The organism is Pseudomonas sp. RtIB026 (assembly GCF_016861355.2).
In the GTDB taxonomy this organism is placed as follows: Bacteria; Pseudomonadota; Gammaproteobacteria; order Pseudomonadales; family Pseudomonadaceae; genus Aquipseudomonas; species Aquipseudomonas peradeniyensis.
Genome location: NZ_AP023348.2, coordinates 545,370 through 564,433 on the forward strand (window position 1 = coordinate 545,370; position 19,064 = coordinate 564,433).

Annotated in this window: 18 protein-coding genes; 11 read left to right on the forward strand and 7 right to left on the reverse strand. The window is 65.8% G+C overall.

The annotated features are described in order from the left end of the window. Position 1: 1 nt before the first annotated feature. The 3 genes from PRtIB026_RS02445 to PRtIB026_RS02455 form a co-directional block, all read right to left on the reverse strand. The gene (locus tag PRtIB026_RS02445) at positions 2–1,543 is read right to left on the reverse strand and encodes an APC family permease (RefSeq protein ID WP_203649391.1); all 1,542 of its coding nucleotides are present in this window, start codon (positions 1,541–1,543) and stop codon (positions 2–4) included. A 112-nt stretch (positions 1,544–1,655) separates the two neighbouring features. After that, positions 1,656–2,429, reverse strand: a complete 774-nt coding sequence (locus PRtIB026_RS02450) for a gamma-glutamyl-gamma-aminobutyrate hydrolase family protein (protein ID WP_203649389.1) — start codon at positions 2,427–2,429, stop codon at positions 1,656–1,658. A gap of 4 nt (positions 2,430–2,433) precedes the next feature. Beyond that, a complete protein-coding gene (locus PRtIB026_RS02455) occupies positions 2,434–3,816 on the reverse strand; it encodes a glutamine synthetase family protein (protein WP_203649387.1) in 1,383 nt (460 codons plus the stop codon). A 208-nt stretch (positions 3,817–4,024) separates the two neighbouring features. Between PRtIB026_RS02455 and PRtIB026_RS02460 the strand changes: the two genes are divergently transcribed. The 5 genes from PRtIB026_RS02460 to PRtIB026_RS02480 all read left to right on the forward strand — a co-directional run bounded on the left by PRtIB026_RS02460 (position 4,025) and on the right by PRtIB026_RS02480 (position 8,799). Then, positions 4,025–4,900, forward strand: a complete 876-nt coding sequence (locus PRtIB026_RS02460; RefSeq protein ID WP_203649385.1) for a LysR family transcriptional regulator — start codon at positions 4,025–4,027, stop codon at positions 4,898–4,900. A gap of 278 nt (positions 4,901–5,178) precedes the next feature. Beyond that, positions 5,179–5,442 (forward strand): DNA-directed RNA polymerase subunit omega, encoded by a 264-nt coding sequence (gene rpoZ / locus PRtIB026_RS02465; protein ID WP_008091595.1) that lies wholly within the window; start codon positions 5,179–5,181, stop codon positions 5,440–5,442. 59 nt (positions 5,443–5,501) lie between these two features. After that, the gene (gene spoT, locus PRtIB026_RS02470; RefSeq protein WP_028689950.1) at positions 5,502–7,610 is read left to right on the forward strand and encodes a bifunctional GTP diphosphokinase/guanosine-3',5'-bis pyrophosphate 3'-pyrophosphohydrolase; all 2,109 of its coding nucleotides are present in this window, start codon (positions 5,502–5,504) and stop codon (positions 7,608–7,610) included. A gap of 23 nt (positions 7,611–7,633) precedes the next feature. Next, a complete protein-coding gene (locus PRtIB026_RS02475; protein ID WP_028689951.1) occupies positions 7,634–8,014 on the forward strand; it encodes a RidA family protein in 381 nt (126 codons plus the stop codon). 59 nt (positions 8,015–8,073) lie between these two features. After that, positions 8,074–8,799, forward strand: a complete 726-nt coding sequence (locus PRtIB026_RS02480; RefSeq protein WP_203649383.1) for a hypothetical protein — start codon at positions 8,074–8,076, stop codon at positions 8,797–8,799. 156 nt (positions 8,800–8,955) lie between these two features. Here PRtIB026_RS02480 and PRtIB026_RS02485 read toward each other — a convergent pair whose 3' ends face one another. Further along, positions 8,956–9,813, reverse strand: coding sequence for an SDR family oxidoreductase (locus PRtIB026_RS02485; RefSeq protein WP_203649381.1), 858 nt, complete (start codon positions 9,811–9,813; stop codon positions 8,956–8,958). Positions 9,814–10,005: 192 nt separating this feature from the next. Here PRtIB026_RS02485 and exbB point away from each other — a divergent pair, with 192 nt between their 5' ends. The 6 genes from exbB (at position 10,006) to PRtIB026_RS02515 (ending at position 16,746) form a co-directional block, all read left to right on the forward strand. Then, positions 10,006–10,992 (forward strand): tonB-system energizer ExbB, encoded by a 987-nt coding sequence (exbB, locus tag PRtIB026_RS02490; protein ID WP_203649378.1) that lies wholly within the window; start codon positions 10,006–10,008, stop codon positions 10,990–10,992. A gap of 3 nt (positions 10,993–10,995) precedes the next feature. Continuing rightward, on the forward strand, positions 10,996–11,424 hold the full coding sequence (gene exbD / locus PRtIB026_RS02495; RefSeq protein WP_023632733.1) for a TonB system transport protein ExbD: 429 nt from the start codon (positions 10,996–10,998) through the stop codon (positions 11,422–11,424). Then, positions 11,421–12,155, forward strand: a complete 735-nt coding sequence (locus PRtIB026_RS02500; RefSeq protein WP_028689955.1) for an energy transducer TonB — start codon at positions 11,421–11,423, stop codon at positions 12,153–12,155. Before exbD ends, PRtIB026_RS02500 begins: the two co-directional genes overlap by 4 nt. 94 nt (positions 12,156–12,249) lie before the next feature. Then, complete coding sequence (locus tag PRtIB026_RS02505; protein ID WP_028689956.1) at positions 12,250–13,176, forward strand: hydrogen peroxide-inducible genes activator; 927 nt, start codon at positions 12,250–12,252, stop codon at positions 13,174–13,176. 4 nt (positions 13,177–13,180) lie between these two features. Then, positions 13,181–15,259 (forward strand): ATP-dependent DNA helicase RecG, encoded by a 2,079-nt coding sequence (gene recG, locus PRtIB026_RS02510; RefSeq protein ID WP_203649376.1) that lies wholly within the window; start codon positions 13,181–13,183, stop codon positions 15,257–15,259. A gap of 77 nt (positions 15,260–15,336) precedes the next feature. Then, positions 15,337–16,746 carry an aminoacyl-tRNA deacylase and HDOD domain-containing protein gene (locus tag PRtIB026_RS02515; RefSeq protein WP_203649374.1) on the forward strand — a complete coding sequence of 470 codons (1,410 nt, stop codon included), beginning with the start codon at positions 15,337–15,339 and terminating at the stop codon, positions 16,744–16,746. A 146-nt stretch (positions 16,747–16,892) separates the two neighbouring features. On the opposite strand, the gene PRtIB026_RS02520 is transcribed toward PRtIB026_RS02515, so the two are convergent. The 3 genes from PRtIB026_RS02520 to PRtIB026_RS02530 all read right to left on the reverse strand — a co-directional run bounded on the left by PRtIB026_RS02520 (position 16,893) and on the right by PRtIB026_RS02530 (position 19,035). Continuing rightward, positions 16,893–17,267, reverse strand: coding sequence for a hypothetical protein (locus PRtIB026_RS02520; protein WP_050707542.1), 375 nt, complete (start codon positions 17,265–17,267; stop codon positions 16,893–16,895). Between the two features lie 134 nt (positions 17,268–17,401). After that, positions 17,402–17,698, reverse strand: a complete 297-nt coding sequence (locus PRtIB026_RS02525; RefSeq protein ID WP_027917040.1) for an HU family DNA-binding protein — start codon at positions 17,696–17,698, stop codon at positions 17,402–17,404. A 188-nt stretch (positions 17,699–17,886) separates the two neighbouring features. Continuing rightward, on the reverse strand, positions 17,887–19,035 hold the full coding sequence (locus PRtIB026_RS02530; protein WP_203649372.1) for an NAD(P)/FAD-dependent oxidoreductase: 1,149 nt from the start codon (positions 19,033–19,035) through the stop codon (positions 17,887–17,889). Between the last annotated feature and the right edge of the window lie 29 nt (positions 19,036–19,064).

The window sequence follows — 19,064 nt, forward strand, 5'->3', positions numbered from 1 at the left end:
TTCATTCCTGCAACTGAATGGTCGCCTGCTGACGCAGGGTAGCCCCCAGGAAATACGCCGGCGCCCGCAGCCGCGACAGCATCATCAGCACGATCCCCAGTGCCGAGATGATCGCCGCAATCACGAACACCAGCCCCAGCCCGCCCACATGCGAGCCGCTGCCGAAGTCCGGCGAAGCGCTGTCGATCGCCGTGCGCATGAAGATCACCGACAGGATCACCCCACCCACCAGCGGGCAGACGCCGCGCATGAAGAAGTGGCGCACGCTGTCGAACAGGCTGCGGCGGAAGTACCACACGCAGGCGAACGCGGTCAGCGAGTAGTAGAAACAGATCATCATGCCCAGCGCGGTGATGGTGTCGGCCAGCACGTTCTCGCTCAGGGTACGCATGGTCACGTAGAACAGGCCCGCGGCAATACCGGCGCAGATGGTTGCGTAACGTGGCGTCTGCGAACGCGGGCAGACCGTGGCGAAGCGCTGCGGCACGGCGCCGTAGTAACCCATGGCGAGCAAGGTGCGCGCCGGCGAGACGAAGGTCGACTGCAGCGAGGCGGCGGTGCTGGCCAGCACGGCGATGGACATCAGGATCGCCAGCGGCCCCATGACCGGGCCGGCCAGGTGGGCGAACACGTTCTCCTGGATGCGCGGATTGCCCAGGCCCAGGCCATCCTCGCTGATCCCGGCGAACTGCAGGGTGGCGATGGCGGTGAGCAGGTACAGGCCGAGAATCAGCAGCACGGTCCAGGTGGCGGCCTTGCCGGGCACTTCTTCACTGCCGACCGACTCTTCGCTGACGGTCAGGCACACGTCCCAACCCCAGAAGATGAAGATCGACAACGACAGGCCCGCAGCAAACGCCGAGAACGACTCGACGCCGAACGGGTTGAACCAGGCAAGATCGAATGCCAGCGGCGGCGGCGCGGTGGTCTCGCCGAAGGCGGCGAAGGCGAAGCCGATCAGCACCAGCAGTTGCAAGGCCACCAGGCCGTACTGCACGGTCATGGTGGTGGCCATGCCGCGACAGCAGATCCACACCGCCAGGGCAATGAACACGCAACAGGTGGTGACGTTGACCAACAGGTTGTCCGCCAGTGCCGCCAGCTCCTGGTTGCCGGTGATCTGGGCCAGGAACAGGTAGAAGAAGTCCACCGCCACGCCCGCCAGGTTGGACAGCACGATAGTGGTGGCGACCACCAGCCCCCAGCCGCCGATCCAGCCGATCATCGGGCCAAAAGCCCGGGCCGACCAGGTGAAGGAGGTGCCGCTGTCGGGCTCCGCCGAATTCAGCTCGCGGTAACCCAGGGCCACCAGCAGCATCGGCAGGAAGCCGACGATGAACACCGCCGGCAGGTGGGCGCCGACTTCGCGCACGGTCGGGCCGAGCGCGCCGGTCAGGGTGTAGACCGGGGCGATGGTGGAAATGCCCAGCACGACGCTGGCCAGCAGGCCGAGGCGGCCCTTGGCCAGGCCCTTGCCGCGCTGGGTGTTGCCCGAGTCGGACGCCACGTCGGGTGGGCGTCCGGCTTCTGTGTAATCGCTCATGAGTATTTGCCGTAACTATTGGAATTGTTGTCACAGACCCGCCGTAGAGGGCCCGCTTCCACTCATTGAAAGCTCGCTTTGGGGGTGAGTCATCCGAGACTTTCGGGTGACGTCAGAATCGCTCCTGGCGCGCACCCTCCCGTGCAGCATGGGCAATGCAGGCCTCGCGGAACGCCTCGAACAGGCGCAGCGAAACCGGGTTTTCGGCGAAACGCCATTCAGGGTGCCACTGCACGCCGACAACAAAGCCCGGCGCATCAGGCATCGACACCGCTTCGATCAGGCCATCCGGGGCCCGTGCTTCGACACGCAGGCCCGGGGCCAGACGGTCGATGCCCTGACTGTGCAGCGAGTTGACCTCGAACCGCGCAGCCAGGCCCAGGCGCTCGAACACCCCACCCGGCTCGATGCCGACAGGGTGACGAGGGCCGTATTGCACCTCCAGGGGTGCGTCCTCAGGTTCACGGTGGTCCAGGTAGCCGGGCAACTCCTGCACCCGCTGGTGCAGGCTGCCGCCAAGGGCCACGTTCAGTTCCTGGAAGCCACGGCAGATGCACAACACCGGCACACCGGCGGCAATGGCCGCCTGCAGCAGCGGCAAGGTCAGGCGGTCACGTGCAAGATCGTGCCGGGTACCTTCCGCGCTGGGGGCGCCATTGTAATGATGCGGCTCGACATTTGAAGGCGAACCGGTAAAAAGAATGCCATCGAGCCGGGCCAGCAGCGCCTGGGTGTCGCTGCCGCCATCACGCGCCGGCAGGATCAGCGGCAGCCCGGCAAAGCCTGCGGCCTCGACATACTTGTCGCCCACCGTGTGCGACGAGTTCTTCCCCACCTGCTGGCGGCAGGCGCTGACACCGATCAAGGGGACCGCAATTGCGCTCATGGGCTTACACCGTGTGCAGGTACCAGTTGTACTCGAGGTCGGAGATCGACACTTCGAATTCGGCCAGCTCGCTCTCCTTGCAGGCCACGAAGATGTCGATGTAGTCCGGGCTGATGTATTGGTTGAGGACTTCACTGTCGTCCAGCGCGCGCAGGGCGTCGCGCAGGTTGTTCGGCAGGCTCTGTTCCAGCTGTTCGTACGAGTTGCCCTCGATCGGCGCGTCCGGCTCGACCTTGTTGGTCAAGCCGTGATGGATGCCGGCGAGGATCGCCGCGAGCATCAGGTACGGGTTGGCGTCGGCGCCGGCCACGCGGTGCTCGATGCGCACGTTCTCGCTGCTGTCGGTCGGCACGCGGACCGCCACGGTGCGGTTGTCCAGGCCCCAGCTCGGTGCGTTGGGCACGTAGAACTGGGCGCCGAAGCGGCGGTAGGAGTTGATGTTCGGGCACAGGAAGGCCATCGACGCCGGCATGGTCTCCAATACGCCGCCGATGGCGTGGCGCAGGGTGTCGCTCTGCAGCGGGTCGTCGTTGGCAAAGATGTTCTTGCCGGTCTTCTTGTCCAGCAGCGAGATGTGCACATGCAGGCCGTTGCCCGCCTGGCCCGGATAGGGCTTGGCCATGAAGGTGGAGTCCATCTCATGGTCGTAGGCGACGTTCTTGATCAGGCGCTTGAGCAGGATCGCGTAGTCGCAGGCCTTCATCGGGTCGGCGACGTGGTGCAGGTTGACCTCGAACTGCGCCGGGGCGCTTTCCTTGACGATGGCGTCGGCAGGCAGGCCTTGCTCCTTGGCCGCTTCGAGCATGTCCTGCAGGCAGTCGGCGTATTCGTCGAGGTCGTCGATCAGGTACACCTGGGTCGACTGCGGGCGCTTGCCCGAGATCGGCGAGCGCGGCGGCTGCGGACGGCCGTTGAGGTTGTCCTGGTCGATCAGGTAGAACTCCAGCTCGAACGCGGCGCAGATATCCAGGCCCAGGTCGTCGAACTTGCTCACCACCTGGCGCAGCACCTCGCGCGGGTCGGCGAAGAACGGCGCGCCGTCCAGTTCGTGCATGGTCATCAGCAACTGCGCGGTCGGGCGCTTCTGCCATGGCTCGTCGCAGAGCGTGCCGGGAATCGGGAAACAGATACGGTCGGCGTCACCGATGTCCAGGCCCAGGCCCGTGCTTTCGACGGTCGAGCCGTTGATGTCCAGGGCGAAGAGCGAGGCTGGCAGGTTGATGCCCTTCTCGTACACCTTGTGCAGGCTGGCGCGCTCGATGCGCTTGCCGCGCACCACCCCGTTCATGTCGGAGATCAGCAGGTCGACGTACTGGGTATCCGGATGGGCATCCAGGAACTCATTCATCTCGCGGGAAGAACTGGCGCACGGGGAGACCGACGTCATGGCTGTACATCCTTCGATTTGGAGCGGCGATGTGGGGAACTGCGGATGACGCCTTGGCAGGCGACGATGGTGCTGCTGTTGTTCTTTTAACTGGCCCATCGTGGGGGGCTTGTTGCCGACCGGCTGCATTGATTCCCGGGGGCCGTTCCACTATAAAATGGCCTCAACGCAACAGACATTGGCATTTTGGCAAGCAGAGCGTGCACCGATGCAATATCAGATCAACCATGCAGACCTCTCACTGGTCCTGGCGCTGGAGCGCGGCCGCTCCCTGGCCAAGGCCGCCGAACTGCTCAAGGTCGACGTTTCCACGGTCTTCCGCTCGATCCGCCGGCTGGAATCGGCGCTGGGTACCGCGCTGTTCGTCAAGAGCCGCAAGGGCTACCTGCCCACCGATACCGCCCAGGCCCTGGCCGAGCAGGCCGAGCGCGCCGAACAGGCGCTGGACGCGGCGCGCATCGCCCTGACCAGCGGTGAGCAGGTGGTCAGCGGCACCGTGCGCCTGACCTGCACCGAGGCGGTGCTGCACAGCCTGCTGCTGCCGGCGCTGGCCGAGTTCATGCCCAACTACCCGGCGCTGTCGCTGGAAATGGGCACCTCCAACACCTTCGCCAACCTCAGCCGCCGCGATGCCGACATCGCCCTGCGCCTGACCAACACGCCGCCGGAACACCTGGTGGGCCGCTGCCTGGGCTCGACCTCCTACGTGGTCTGCGGCCTGCCGGTGCTGCGCGAGCGCCTGCAGGAGTCCGCCGCCAACGTGCCATGGATCGCCCCCGACGATTCCATGCAGGACCACGCCACGGTGGTCTGGCGTAACCAGCATCACCCGGGGCTGATCCCGCGCTACCAGTGCAGCGGCATGTCGACCATCGCCCAACTGGTGACCACCGGCCTGGGCGTCGCGGCACTGCCCGACTACATGGTCCACGACCTGCCCGGCGTCGAGGCGCTGAGCGGCCCGCTGCCCGGCTGCGACACCCAGTTGTGGCTGCTGACCCGACCCGATTGCCGCGCCCTGCGCTCGGTGCAGACGCTGTTCGAGGAGCTGACTCCGCGCCTGCGCGACGCAATGTTGCGTTAACGCGTCAGGGGCGGTTGTGTCGGCGATGGACGGCACGCTATTGTCGGGCATCGGCGGTTGGCTCCAGTTGTCTGGATCGGCCCTATCGCGGGGCAAGCCCGCTCCCACGTTGCCCGTTTCGGGAACACATTCGTGGGAGCGGGCTTGCCCCGCGATAGAAGCGCCACAGGCACACCCGACAAAACAGCCCTTCCCTATTGGCTGGTGATTTTTTAAACTATCGAGTCCGCCTGCCCATTCTGGGCGCACGCCTACCGCATTTGCTACTGAGGAAGACCATGGCCCGCGTAACTGTTGAAGACTGCCTGGAACACGTGGATAACCGCTTTGAGCTGGTCATGCTCTCGACCAAGCGCGCCCGCCAGCTGGCTACCGGCGGCAAAGAGCCACGCGTTGCGTGGGAAAACGACAAGCCGACCGTCGTCGCCCTGCGTGAAATCGCCGAAGGCATCGTCACGCCAGAGTTCATCGCCGCCGAAGAGATCGTCACCGAGGATCCGGTATTCGCCGCGTTCGAGGACGAGAACAACGAGGCCGTCTGATTGATGCCCAGTCGACACCGTGCGGCGCAAGGCCCTCTTCTTCAGCAAGAGGTGAAACCATGCCGGGTATAGAAGCCCTCGCCGAACGGCTGTCGACTTACCTGGGCCCCGAACAGGTCAACCTGGTTCGCCGGGCCTACTTCTACGCCGAGCAGGCCCACGATGGCCAGCGCCGCCGCAGCGGCGAGCCCTACGTGACCCACCCGCTGGCGGTCGCCAGCATCCTCGCCGACATGCACATGGACCATCAGAGCCTGATGGCGGCCATGCTGCACGACGTGATCGAAGACACCGGCATCGCCAAGGAAGCCTTGAGCCAGCAATTCGGCGAGACCGTCGCCGAGCTGGTCGACGGGGTCAGCAAGCTGACCCAGATGAACTTCGAGACCAAGGCCGAGGCGCAGGCCGAGAACTTCCAGAAGATGGCCATGGCCATGGCCCGCGATATCCGCGTGATCCTGGTCAAGCTGGCCGACCGCCTGCACAACATGCGCACCCTGGAAGTACTGTCCGGCGAAAAACGCCGGCGCATCGCCAAGGAAACCCTCGAAATCTACGCCCCCATCGCCAACCGCCTGGGGATGCACACCGTGCGCGTCGAGTTCGAGGACCTCGGCTTCAAGGCCATGCACCCGATGCGTTCGTCGCTGATCCACCGGGCGGTCAAGAGCGCGCGAGGCAACCGCAAGGAAATCGTCGCCAAGATCGAGACCTCGCTGGCCAACTGCCTGGCCGCCGACGGCATCCAGGGCGAGGTCAGCGGCCGGCAGAAACACCTCTATGGCATCTACAAGAAGATGCGCGGCAAGCGCCGCGCCTTCACCGAGATCATGGACGTGTACGCCTTCCGCATCATCGTCGACAAGGTCGACACCTGCTACCGCGTGCTCGGCGCCGTGCACAACCTGTACAAGCCGCTGCCGGGTCGGTTCAAGGACTACATCGCGATCCCCAAGGCCAACGGCTACCAGTCGTTGCACACCACGCTGTTCGGCATGCACGGCGTGCCCATCGAGATCCAGATCCGCACCCGCGAAATGGAAGAGATGGCCAACAACGGCATCGCCGCGCACTGGCTGTACAAGTCCAACGAGGAAGAGCAGCCCAAGGGCAGCCACGCCCGCGCCCGTCAGTGGGTCAAGGGCATCCTCGAGCTGCAGCAGCGTGCCGGCAACTCGCTGGAATTCATCGAGAGCGTGAAGATCGACCTGTTCCCGGACGAGGTCTACGTCTTCACCCCCAAAGGCCGGATCATGGAGCTGCCCAAGGGCTCCACCGCCGTCGACTTCGCCTACGCGGTGCACACCGACGTTGGCAACAGCTGCATCGCCTGCCGTATCAACCGCCGCCTGGCGCCGCTGTCCGAGCCACTGCAGAGCGGCTCCACCGTCGAGATCGTCAGCGCACCGGGCGCCCGGCCAAACCCGGCCTGGCTCAACTTCGTGGTCACCGGCAAGGCACGCACGCACATCCGCCACGCCCTCAAGCAGCAGCGTCGCTCCGAGTCCATCAGCCTTGGCGAGCGCCTGCTGAACAAGGTGCTGACCGGCTTCGACAGCAGCCTGGAGAAGATCCCCCAGGAACGCATCCAGTCGATCCTCGCCGAGTACCGCCTGGAACTGCTCGAGGACCTGCTCGAGGACATCGGTCTGGGCAACCGCATGGCCTACGTGGTCGCCCGCCGCCTGTTGTCCGCCGAAGGCGAGCAGCTGCCGGCGCCGGAAGGCCCGCTGGCGATCCGCGGCACCGAGGGTCTGGTGCTCAGCTACGCCAAGTGCTGCACCCCGATCCCGGGCGACCCTATCGTCGGCCATCTGTCGGCCGGCAAGGGCATGGTCGTGCACCTGGAAGACTGCCGCAACATCAGTGAAGTCCGCCACAACCCGGAGAAGTGCCTGCAGCTCTCCTGGGCCAAGGACATCACCGGCGAGTTCAACGTCGAGCTGCGCGTCGAGCTGGAGCACCAGCGCGGCCTGATCGCGCTGCTGGCCAGCAGCGTCAACGCCGCCGACGGCAACATCGAGAAAATCAGCATGGACGAACGCGACGGCCGTATCAGCGTGGTCCAACTGGTGGTCAGCGTGCACGACCGCGTGCACCTGGCCCGTGTGATCAAGAAGCTGCGCACCTTGACCGGCGTGGTCCGCATCACCCGGATGCGTGCGTAGTCCGCCAACCGCAAGGAGTCATCATGAGCAAGACCGTCATCACCAGCGACAAGGCCCCTGCCGCCATCGGCACCTACTCGCAAGCGATCAAGGCTGGCAACACCGTGTACATGTCGGGCCAGATCCCGCTCGATCCAAAGACCATGGAACTGGTCGAAGGCTTCGAAGCCCAGACCGTCCAGGTGTTCGAGAACCTGAAGTCGGTGGCCGAAGCCGCTGGCGGCTCGTTCAAGGACATCGTCAAGCTGAACATCTTCCTCACCGACCTGAGCCACTTCGCCAAGGTCAACGAAATCATGGGCCGTTACTTCGAACAGCCTTACCCAGCCCGCGCCGCCATCGGCGTAGCCGCGCTGCCGAAGGGTGCCCAGGTCGAAATGGACGCCATCCTGGTCCTCGAGTAATACCCCCGGTGACGGGCGCCACGCCCGTCACCACCCTCTCCTGCCCCAAGGTTTCCCCCATGCGCCACGCATTGCCTCTCGCGCTGGCAGCCCTGCTCCTGGGCGGCTGCGCCAGCCACAAACCCGAAGACTTCAACGGCACCTGGATCAACCAGGCCGCCATCGACGCCGCCCGCAAAGGCACCAGCCTGCGCCAGGCCCTCGACGCCCAGGGCCCGGTGTTCGAATGGAAGATCGACGTCAAGAACCAGCAGGCCAGCTTCAGCAATGGCTTCGAGGCTGCCGACGGACGCCTGAGCGCCAACGAGAAAGACTGGCAGGTCAGCTTCGAAGGTGGCCTGGTCGAACAGCTCAAGCTCGACGGCGACGAGTTGCTGGCGATCGACCCGTCCGGTCACCAGCAAACCTTCGTGCGCAGCGAAGGCCCACAGAACACGCCGCTGGGCGGCAGCTTCGAGAAGGCGCTGTATCAGCAATACCTGGGCGGCGACTGGAAGATCGTCGAAGGCCAGGGCAAGGGCGCCGTGGTGCACTTCAGCGACACCGGTAACGTCACCGGCCTGCCCGGCCCGGACCGCTTCGCCCTGTGCCTGGCGGGCGACTGCGCGACCATGGGCGATGGCAACGACAGCCTGTGGCTGGAGCGCAACCAGCGCGGCGCGCCGTGGATCTTCAAGCGCGACGGCGACACCCTGGAGATCTTCCAGGCGGTGAACCGCGCCCAGCCGGATGAAATGCCGCAACTGGCCGCCGGTGCGCGGCAGTGGGTGCTGGAAAAGGACTGAAGCGCGCACGCCCTCTGTAGGAGCGGTCTTGCGCCGCGAAAGGGCTGCGAAGCAGCCCCAGGATTCAAGAGGCGCCGCATGGATTGCTGGGGCTGCTTCGCAGCCCTTTCGCGGCACAAGGCCGCTCCTACAAGGGGGCGCATCAAGCCTTGAAGGTTAGTTTCTTCCCTCGAGAATGGCCGCATACCCCTCTTTGTAGCTCGGGTACTGCGGCACCCACCCCAACGCCCGCGCCCGCGCATTGCTGCAACGCTTGCTGCCGGTACGCCGCACCCGCTGCTCATCCGACCACTGGGTAACGCCCAGGTACTCGCGCAGCCAGGCCACCACCTCGGCCAGCGGCGCCGGATCGTCATCGACACCGATATAGCAGTCGTCCAGCGCAACGCCCCGGGCATCGGCGCGCAGCAGGTGCGCCATCAGGCCGGCGGCATCCTCGGCATGGATACGGTTGCCGTACAACGGTGGCTCCTCGGCCACGCGGTAACCCTGGCGCACCTGGCTCAGCAACCACTCACGCCCCGGGCCATAGATGCCGGTCAGGCGCAGGATCGTCGCGGGAATGCCGCTGTCCAGCGCCAGCCGCTCGGCCTCGAGCATCACCTTGCCGGAATAGCCCTCGGGCTGCGTGGCTGCCGCTTCGGCAATCCATTCACCGTCCTGCTGCGCATACACGCTGCTACTGGACACGAACACCAGGCGTCGTGGCCGCTGCCCTTTCGCCGCCAGCCATCCCAGCACATGGCGCAGACCTTCGACATAGGCCGCCTGGTAGCCGGCTTCATCGTGCTGGCTGGCCGCCACGCAATACACCAGGTAATCAGGCCCCTGCTCAGGCCAGGCGCTCGGTATCTGCGGCTCGGCCAGATCGGCGGCGATCGGCCGAACCCCTTCGGGCAGCTGATCGACCGAACGGCGCAAGCCGCTGACCTGCCAGCCTTGAGCAAGCAGTTGGCGGGCCAGGCGGCTGCCCACATCACCGCAACCCACGATCAAAGCTGAAACGTCTGACATACCAAACCTCCTAATGCGAAAGGCACAGGCTATCGGGTTAGCGCGATAAACGGCTATACCAAGGTCAAAAAAAGCAACAGTATTACTTTTGTTAACAAGAATTACTTGCAATAATGGCGGCCCTGTCTGTTCTCGGCCTGCTTCGAGGCCTTGAAGAACTCAACCCATTTCTCTTCATCAGGTCCGGCCAGCATGACACGTACTCAACCTTCCGCTTCGCCAACCCCGTCGCGCGCCTGGCGCGCCATTGCCGCGCTGATGTTCAGCCTGGTACTGGCCCCGGCAGCCATGGCCGATGAGCCTGTCGCCGCTACCCCGGCAGCCGCCGCTGCCACCGCCCCGGCCACGCCAGCTGCCGAAGGCCAGGCACCGGTTGCCGCGCCGATCGCCGCGCCTGCTGACGCAAATGCTCCGGTGGAAGGCCAGGCACCAGCCGACGAGAACGTGCAGGCGATGGTCGAAGACACCTCGCTGGGCATGGCCCACGACCTGTCACCATGGGGCATGTACAAGAACGCCGACGTGGTGGTGAAGGCCGTGATGATCGGCCTGGCCATCGCCTCGATCATCACCTGGACCATCTGGATCGCCAAGGGCTTCGAGCTGATGGGCGCCAAGCGCCGCCTGCGTGGCGAGATCGCCGCCCTGAAGCGCTCGGTGAGCCTGAAAGAGGCCAGCGAGGTGTCGAACAAGGAAGGCACCCTGGCCCACACCCTGGTGCATGACGCCCTCGAAGAGATGCGCCTGTCGGCCAACGCCCGCGAAAAGGAAGGCATCAAGGAACGCGTCAGCTTCCGCCTGGAGCGCCTGGTGGCCGCCAGCGGCCGGACCATGAGCAGCGGCACCGGCGTGCTGGCCACCATCGGTTCTACCGCGCCGTTCGTCGGCCTGTTTGGCACCGTGTGGGGCATCATGAACAGCTTCATCGGCATCGCCAAGACCCAGACCACCAACCTCGCCGTGGTCGCCCCAGGCATCGCCGAAGCCCTGCTGGCCACCGCCCTGGGCCTGGTCGCCGCGATCCCGGCCGTGGTCATCTACAACGTCTTCGCCCGCTCCATCGCCGGCTACAAGGCACAGGTGTCCGACGCCTCCGCCCAGGTCCTGCTGCTGGTCAGCCGCGATCTGGACCACCAGGGCAGCGAGCGCGCCGCCCCGCACATGGTGAAAGTGGGGTAAGCCATGGGCCTGCATCTCAACGAAGGTGGCGATGACCTCGCCGAGAACCACGAAATCAACGTCACGCCGTTCATCGACGTGATGCTGGTGCTGCTGATCATCTTCATGGTCGCGGCGCCCCTGGCCACGGTCGACATCAAGGTCGACCTGCCCGCCTCGACCGCGAAGCCCGCGCCGAGGCCCGAGAAGCCGGTGTTCGTCAGCGTCAAGGCCGACAAGAAGCTCTACCTCGGCGACGACGAGGTGGCCCAGCGCGACCAGCTTGGCGCCATGCTCGACGCCAAGACCAAGGGCGACAAGGAAACCACCATCTTCTTCCAGGCTGACAAGGGCGTCGACTACGGCGACCTGATGGAAGTGATGAACACCATGCGCGCCGCCGGCTACCTCAAGGTCGGCCTGGTCGGACTCGAGACGGCAGCCAAGAAATGACGAAAACGCGCTCAAACATGGCGCGCTACGGTGGCAGCCTGGCGATCGTGCTGGGTGTGCACGCAGTCGCCGTGCTGCTGACGCTCAACTGGTCGGTGCCCCAGGCCCTCGAGTTGCCGCCGGCAGCGATGATGGTCGAGCTGGCACCGCTGCCCGAGCCCGCGCCGCCGCCACCGCCCAAGGCCGCCCCGAAACCGCCGACGCCGGTCGAGGAACCGCCACTGCCGAAGCTGGCAGAGGCACCGAAGCCGAAGATCGCCATTCCCAAGCCGCCCAAGCCCAAGGCCAAGCCACAGCCGCCCAAGCCCGAGAAGAAGCTTGAGCCGCCGAAGGACGAACCACCGGCCAAGGACGACGTCGCGGACACGCCGCCGAGCAACACGCCACCGCAGAAGTCGGCGGCGCCACAGCCGAGCATCGCGTCCAACAGCAATGCCCTGCCAAGCTGGCAGAGCGATCTGCTGCGTCACCTGGCCAAGTACAAGAAGTACCCCGAGGACGCTCGCCGTCGCGGACTGCAGGGCATCAACCGCCTGCGCTTCGTGGTCGACGCCGAAGGCAAGGTGGTCTCGTACGCGCTGGCCGGCGGTTCCGGCAGCGCGGCGCTGGACCGGGCCACGCTGGAGATGATCCGCCGTGCCGGCACGGTGCCCAAGCCTCCGGCGGAGTTGCTGAACAATGGCACGATCGAAGTCGTCGCGCCGTTTGTCTACTCGCTGGACCGACGCTGACGTTTTTGTTTCTGTCACAAAACGGCAAGTCTGATAACGTGCGTCTATCGATTGCAGCCGCTATGCTGGGGCCGCAACTTCATGGACGCACGTTATGACCCTCACCGAACTTCGCTACATCGTCACCCTCGCGCAAGAGCAGCACTTCGGCCACGCGGCCGAGCGTTGCCACGTCAGCCAGCCGACCCTGTCGGTGGGCGTGAAGAAGCTCGAGGACGAACTCGGCGTGCTGATCTTCGAGCGCAGCAAGAGCGCGGTGCGCCTCACGCCGGTCGGCGAGAGCATCGTCGCCCAGGCGCAGAAGGTACTGGAGCAGGCCCAAGGTATCCGCGAGCTGGCCCAGGCCGGCAAGAACCAGCTGACCGCGCCACTCAAGGTCGGCGCCATCTACACCGTCGGCCCCTATCTGTTCCCGCACCTGATCCCGCAGCTGCACCGCGTGGCGCCGCAGATGCCGTTGTACATCGAAGAGAACTTCACCCACGTGCTGCGCGAAAAGCTGCGCAACGGCGAACTGGACGCGGTGATCATCGCCCTGCCGTTCAACGAGGCCGACGTGCTGACCCTGCCGCTGTACGACGAGCCGTTCTGCGCGTTGATGCCAGCCGACCACCCGTGGACCGCCAAGGACACCATCGACACCGCCATGCTCAACGACAAGAGCCTGTTGCTGCTCGGCGAGGGCCACTGCTTCCGCGACCAGGTGCTCGAGGCCTGCCCGACGCTGAACAAGGGCGGCGAGGGTTCCAAGCACACCACGGTCGAGTCCAGCTCGCTGGAAACCATCCGCCACATGGTCGCCTCGGGCCTGGGCGTGTCGATCCTGCCGCTGTCGGCGGTGCACAGCCATCATTACGCGCCGGGCGTCATCGAAGTCCGTCCGCTGACCGCGCCCGCACCGTTCCGTACCGTGGCCATCGCCTGGCGCGCCAGCTTCCCGCGGCCGAAGGCCATCGAGATCCTCGCCGACTCGATCCGCCTCTGCTCGGTGGCCAAGCCGCCGGTGGAACAACCGGCCTGAACCCATGACCGAGCTGTCGAACGTCCCGGTCACCACGCTCAAGGGCGTAGGCGACGCCATGGCGGAAAAACTCGCCAAGGTCGGTCTGGAGAACCTGCAGGACCTGCTGTTCCACCTGCCGCTGCGCTACCAGGACCGCACCCGCGTGGTGCCCATCGGCCAGTTGCGTCCAGGCCAGGACGCGGTGATCGAGGGCGTGGTCAGCGGGGCCGACGTGACCATGGGCAAGCGCCGCAGCCTGGTGGTGCGCCTGGGCGACGGCAGCGGCACGCTGAGCCTGCGCTTCTACCATTTCAGCAATGCGCAGAAGGAGGGCCTCAAGCGTGGCACCCACCTGCGCTGCTATGGTGAAGCCCGCCCCGGCGCCTCGGGCCTGGAGATCTACCACCCGGAATACCGGGCGCTGAACGGCGACGAAGCACCGCCGCCGGTCGAACAGACGCTGACGCCGATCTACCCGACCACCGAAGGCCTGACCCAGCAGCGCCTGCGCCTGCTGTGCCAGCAGAGCCTCGGCCTGCTCGGCCCGCGCAGCCTGCCCGACTGGCTGCCCGACGAACTGGCCCGCGACTACCAGTTGGCGCCGCTCAGCGACGCCATCCGCTACCTGCACAACCCGCCGGCAGACGCCGACCTCGAGGAACTCGCCGAGGGCCATCACTGGGCCCAGCATCGCCTGGCCTTCGAGGAGCTGCTGACCCACCAGCTCTCGCAGCAACGCCTGCGCGAGAGCCAGCGCAGCCTGCGGGCGCCGGTGCTGCCCAAGGCCAGCCGCCTGCCGGCGCAGTACCTGGCCAACCTCGGTTTCAGCCCGACCGGCGCCCAGCAGCGGGTCGGCAACGAAATTGCCTACGATCTCAGCCAGCACGAGCCGATGATGCGCCTGGTGCAAGGCGACGTAGGCGCCGGCAAGACAGTGGTCGCCGCGCTGGCCGCCCTGCAGGCTCTGGAAGCGGGTTACCAGGTCGCCCTGATGGCGCCCACCGAGATCCTCGCCGAACAGCACTACATCACCTTCAAGCGCTGGCTCGAACCGCTGGGCATCGAGGTCGCCTGGCTGGCCGGCAAGCTCAAGGGCAAGGCCCGCGCCAGCGCCCTGGAGCAGATCGCCAATGGCGCGCCCATGGTGGTCGGCACCCACGCGCTGTTCCAGGACGAGGTGCAGTTCAAGCACCTGGCCCTGGCGATCATCGACGAACAGCACCGCTTCGGCGTGCAGCAGCGCCTGGCCCTGCGCAAGAAGGGCGTCATGGGCCAGCTGTGCCCGCACCAGCTGATCATGACCGCCACGCCGATCCCGCGCACCCTGGCCATGAGCGCCTATGCCGACCTCGACACCTCGGTCCTCGACGAGCTGCCGCCCGGACGTACCCCGGTGAACACCGTGCTGGTCGCCGACAGCCGCCGCTTCGAGGTGGTCGAGCGGGTCCGCGCCGCCTGTGCCGAAGGCCGCCAGGCCTACTGGGTGTGCACCCTGATCGAAGAGTCCGAAGAGCTGACCTGCCAGGCCGCCGAGAGCACCTTCGAAGAGCTGGGCAGCGCCCTGGGCGAGCTGCGCGTGGGCCTGATCCACGGGCGCATGAAGCCTGCGGAAAAGGCCGCGGTGATGGCCGAGTTCAAGGCCGGCGACCTGCAACTGCTGGTGGCCACCACGGTGATCGAGGTCGGCGTCGACGTGCCCAATGCCAGCCTGATGATCATCGAGAACCCCGAGCGCCTGGGCCTGGCCCAGCTGCACCAGCTGCGTGGCCGGGTCGGCCGGGGCAGCGCGGTGAGCCACTGCGTGCTGCTCTATCACCCGCCGCTGTCGCAGATCGGCCGCGAGCGCCTGGGCATCATGCGGGAAACCAACGACGGATTCGTCATAGCAGAGAAGGACCTGGAGTTGCGTGGCCCCGGCGAGATGCTCGGGACCCGCCAGACCGGCCTGCTACAGTTCAAGGTCGCCGACCTGATGCGCGACGCCGACCTGCTGCCGGCCGTACGCGACGCCGCCCAGGCCCTGCTGGCACGCTGGCCCGACCACGTCAGCCCGTTGCTCGATCGCTGGCTGCGCCACGGTCAACAATATGGCCAGGTGTGACGCCCGTCCCATAATGGATCCAGCTTGTCGGACAGGCTGGTTATACTTCGCGTTTACAGAATGATTGGATACAGGCCATGACTGAAGTTGCCCTGGATACCGCAACCCTACACGCACCGTCTGTCATCCGGCTGTTGCTCGACAAGCTCGGCGTCAGCTTCCGCGAGGTGCCCGAGCACCCGGGGCTGCCGGCCGCCTCGCGGGTGCAGGCCGTGCTGCTCGATGACGAGATCGGTGCCTTGATGGTGCTGTTCCCGCAAAGCCAGTTGCTGGACCTCAAGCGCCTTGAAGAGCTGACCGGCCGCAAGCTCAAGGCCGTGCCGCTGGAGCGCCTGAAGCAGATGCTCGACAAGCATCACCTCAAGGCCCTGCCGGCCATTCCCGCCCTGACCAGCTCGCCGTGCCAGTACGAAAAGAGTCTGCTCGACAACGAGACCCTGCTGATCCAGTCCGGCGAAGCCGGACTGCTCCTGGAAATCGGCAGGACAGCCTTCAAGAAGATGCTGTTCAAGGCCAGCGCCAGCACCTTCGGCCAGCAGATCAGCGATATTCGCCTGAGTTTCGATCAGTTGGACGGCCCTCCCAAGGAAGTCATCCGCGCCGTCCAGGCCTTCACCGCCCGCCGCATCCAGCAACGCCTGGAGCAGACCATCGAGATTCCGCCGCTGGCCGACACCGCGCAGAAGATCATCAAGCTGCGCGTCGACCCCAATGCCAGCATCGACGACATCACCGGTGTGGTGGAGACCGACCCGGCCCTGGCCGCGCAGGTGGTCAGCTGGGCTGCCTCTCCGTACTACGCCTCGCCCGGCAAGATTCGCTCGGTGGAGGACGCCATCGTCCGTGTGCTGGGCTTCGACCTGGTGATCAACCTGGCCCTGGGCCTGGCGCTGGGCAAGACCCTGAGCCTGCCCAAGGACCACCCGCAACAGGCCACGCCGTACTGGCAGCAGTCGATCTACACCGCCGCGGTGATCGAGGGCCTGACCCGCGCCATGCCGCGCACCGAGCGCCCGGAAGCGGGCCTGACCTACCTGGCCGGCCTGCTGCACAACTTCGGTTACCTGCTGCTGGCCCACGTCTTCCCGCCGCACTTCTCGCTGATCTGCCGCCACCTGGAGGTCAACCCGCACCTGTGCCACAGCTATGTGGAACAGCACCTGCTGGGGATCAGCCGTGAACAGATCGGTGCCTGGCTGATGAAGCTGTGGGACATGCCCGATGAGCTGTCAACGGCCCTGCGTTTCCAGCACGATCCGGCGTACGCCGGCGATTATGCGGCGTTCCCCAACCTGGTGTGCCTGGCGACGCGCCTGCTGCGCGCCCGGGGAATCGGCTCGGGGCCGAAGGACGAGATCCCGGATGCCCTGCTCGAGCGCCTGGGGCTGACCCGGGACAAGGCCGAAGAGGTGGTGAACAAGGTGCTGGAGGCCGAGGCCCTGCTGCGCGAGCTGGCGTCGCAGTTCCACGCGCCGCACTCGCATTAAGATCACTCTGTAGGAGCGGCCTTGCGCCGCGAAAGGGGCGCGAAGCGGCCCCAGCAATTTCAATAATGGCGCAGACCAGCTGGGGCTGCTACGCAGCCCATTCGCGGCACAAGGCCGCTCCTACAGAGAAGCCCTGCGCCTGGGGCTCAGGCCTTCTTCTTCGGCTTCAGGTACTTCATCAAGCCCTGGAACCAGATCACCAGCGCCGGATTGCCCTTGATCTGGATGTTCTTCTCCTGGATCCCCTGCATGAACGCCAGCTGCTTGTTGCCGGCCTGCAGCGTGGCGAAGCCGTAGGCGGCGTCCTTGAAGGCGATGGCGAAGGCCGGCTGCGGGTGCAGGCCGCCCTTGCTGCTGATGCGCAGGTCCTTGACGATGAAGTGCCGGGCGACCTTGCCATCGAGCGTCTGCATCTGGAAGACCAGGTCCTTGTCCTGCAACTGCTGCTGGAACGCCGGGTTGTTGCGGCTGGCCTTGGCCATCAGCAGACCCATGGCCCAGAGAAGAAAGCGAAACTTCATCAACACGCCTCGAATGAAAAGTGACTGAGTCGCGCAGTTTATCCGTTTCTCGCCCTGTTTATGCAAGTTCGCCGCATTTGCTTACCAGAAACGCAACGGGCGCCTCCTGGCGCCCGTCGGGTGAAACTGTTCGATCACTTTTTCTTGGCAGGTTTGGCCGGGACGTTGACGCTGTCACGCAGGTTCTTGCCTGGTTTGAAAGCGACGGTATTGCTGGCCTTGATCTTCACCGGCTGGCCGGTCTGCGGGTTCTTGCCGGTGCGGGCGCCACGGTGGCGTTTTTCGAAGGTGCCGAAACCGACCAGGGTGACGGTGTCCTTGTCGAGCGCGCCGGTGATGCTGTCGAGAATCGCGTTGAGGACCTGGTTGGCCTTTTCCTTGGTCAGATCGGCCTTTTCGGCGATGACGGCGGCGAGTTCTGGTTTACGCATAGTGAAGCCTCTTTGACGGGATTTCTTGTTGTTATGCCGTGCTGCCGAAGGGAGCAGCGTTCAAGGCACCGCAGGCTCTAGGCTGCGGCAGACGCCAGTGAGGATGGCACGCCGACCGGGGCCGCGCCAGTATCTGGGCGGCCATTGTCGCGGCAAGAACAGGATAATTCCGACAGAACGCCCGCTATTTACGCCATCAAGGGCGGTAACTGGCGATTCAGCGCCAGTTTCTCCATGACCGCGCCGCCGGTCAGGGCGTAGCCCAGCAGCTGGCCATCGGCACCGTGGCAGAGCACTTTCAGGTCGGCGCCGCTGCCTTCGACCACCCAGGTGCCCTCATGGCCGGGCGGCACCGGGGATACCACCAGTGGACAGGCCGGGGTCTTCACGGTGACCGGCATCGGGCCGTAGGCCACCGCGGTCGGGTTGCCGGCCAGGGTCTGGGCCAGGGCACGGGCGCAGGTCATCAGCGGCATGACGTACAGCAGGTTGATGCCGTCGACCTCGGCGCAGTCGCCCAGGGCGAAGATATTGGCATGTGAAGTGCGCAGCTGGCGGTCCACCACCACCCCACGGTTGACCTGCAAACCCGCCGCCGCCGCCAGGTCGGTGCGCGGACGCAGGCCGATGGCTGACACCACCAGGTCGCAGGGAATCACGCTGCCATCGGACAGGTGCGCCTCGAGCGCCTCCCCTGCCCGCTGCAGGCGGGTCAGCACCGGGCCGAGGTGAAAGCGCACGCCCAGTCCTTCCAGGCCCGCCTGCACGGCTGCGGCGGCAGCTGGGTGCAGCAGAGTCGGCATCACCTGCTCACAGGGGGCGACGACCTCGCAGTGCAGGCCGCCCAGGCTGAGGTCGTTGGCGAATTCGCAACCGATCAGGCCGGCACCGAGGATCAGCACACGCTGCTTGCCCGCGGCCGCAGCGCGAAAGCGTGCGTAGTCCTCCAGGTCGTTGATCGGGAAGACCAGCTCGCCGGCATCGCCTTCCACAGGCACCTGCACCGTCTGCGCGCCCCAGGCCAGTACCAGGTCGCGGTACTCCACCGCTTCCTCGCCAATCCACAGGCGCTTGTGGCCCGGGTCGATGCCGCTGATACGGGTATGGGTACGAATCTCGGCCTTGAGCTGCTCGGCCATCGCACCCGGTTCGGCCATGCACAGGCCGTCGGCGTCCTTCTGCTTGGCGAAGCCGGTGGACAGCATGGGCTTGGAGTAGGAGCGACCGTCGTCAGCGGTGATCAGCAACAGCGGCGTATCGCCGTCGAGCTTGCGAAACTCTCGCGCCAGGTTGTAGCCGGCAAGGCCGGTACCGATGATCACCACGGGGGACGTCATGTCGTGCGTTCCTTCTTCAAGCCAGGGTT

Excerpts from the sequence above, each read along its gene's own strand:
- exbB (WP_203649378.1), top strand. The coding sequence starts at position 10,006 with ATGACACGTACTCAACCTTCCGCTTCGCCAACCCCGTCGCGCGCCTGG.
- PRtIB026_RS02525 (WP_027917040.1), bottom strand. The coding sequence starts at position 17,698 with ATGCGTAAACCAGAACTCGCCGCCGTCATCGCCGAAAAGGCCGATCTG.
- PRtIB026_RS02505 (WP_028689956.1), top strand. The coding sequence starts at position 12,250 with ATGACCCTCACCGAACTTCGCTACATCGTCACCCTCGCGCAAGAGCAG.
- PRtIB026_RS02450 (WP_203649389.1), bottom strand. The coding sequence starts at position 2,429 with ATGAGCGCAATTGCGGTCCCCTTGATCGGTGTCAGCGCCTGCCGCCAG.
- PRtIB026_RS02475 (WP_028689951.1), top strand. The coding sequence starts at position 7,634 with ATGAGCAAGACCGTCATCACCAGCGACAAGGCCCCTGCCGCCATCGGC.
- PRtIB026_RS02460 (WP_203649385.1), top strand. The coding sequence starts at position 4,025 with ATGCAATATCAGATCAACCATGCAGACCTCTCACTGGTCCTGGCGCTG.
- PRtIB026_RS02520 (WP_050707542.1), bottom strand. The coding sequence starts at position 17,267 with ATGAAGTTTCGCTTTCTTCTCTGGGCCATGGGTCTGCTGATGGCCAAG.
- PRtIB026_RS02480 (WP_203649383.1), top strand. The coding sequence starts at position 8,074 with ATGCGCCACGCATTGCCTCTCGCGCTGGCAGCCCTGCTCCTGGGCGGC.
- recG (WP_203649376.1), top strand. The coding sequence starts at position 13,181 with ATGACCGAGCTGTCGAACGTCCCGGTCACCACGCTCAAGGGCGTAGGC.
- spoT (WP_028689950.1), top strand. The coding sequence starts at position 5,502 with ATGCCGGGTATAGAAGCCCTCGCCGAACGGCTGTCGACTTACCTGGGC.
- PRtIB026_RS02530 (WP_203649372.1), bottom strand. The coding sequence starts at position 19,035 with ATGACGTCCCCCGTGGTGATCATCGGTACCGGCCTTGCCGGCTACAAC.
- PRtIB026_RS02500 (WP_028689955.1), top strand. The coding sequence starts at position 11,421 with ATGACGAAAACGCGCTCAAACATGGCGCGCTACGGTGGCAGCCTGGCG.
- exbD (WP_023632733.1), top strand. The coding sequence starts at position 10,996 with ATGGGCCTGCATCTCAACGAAGGTGGCGATGACCTCGCCGAGAACCAC.
- rpoZ (WP_008091595.1), top strand. The coding sequence starts at position 5,179 with ATGGCCCGCGTAACTGTTGAAGACTGCCTGGAACACGTGGATAACCGC.
- PRtIB026_RS02515 (WP_203649374.1), top strand. The coding sequence starts at position 15,337 with ATGACTGAAGTTGCCCTGGATACCGCAACCCTACACGCACCGTCTGTC.
- PRtIB026_RS02485 (WP_203649381.1), bottom strand. The coding sequence starts at position 9,813 with ATGTCAGACGTTTCAGCTTTGATCGTGGGTTGCGGTGATGTGGGCAGC.
- PRtIB026_RS02455 (WP_203649387.1), bottom strand. The coding sequence starts at position 3,816 with ATGACGTCGGTCTCCCCGTGCGCCAGTTCTTCCCGCGAGATGAATGAG.
- PRtIB026_RS02445 (WP_203649391.1), bottom strand. The coding sequence starts at position 1,543 with ATGAGCGATTACACAGAAGCCGGACGCCCACCCGACGTGGCGTCCGAC.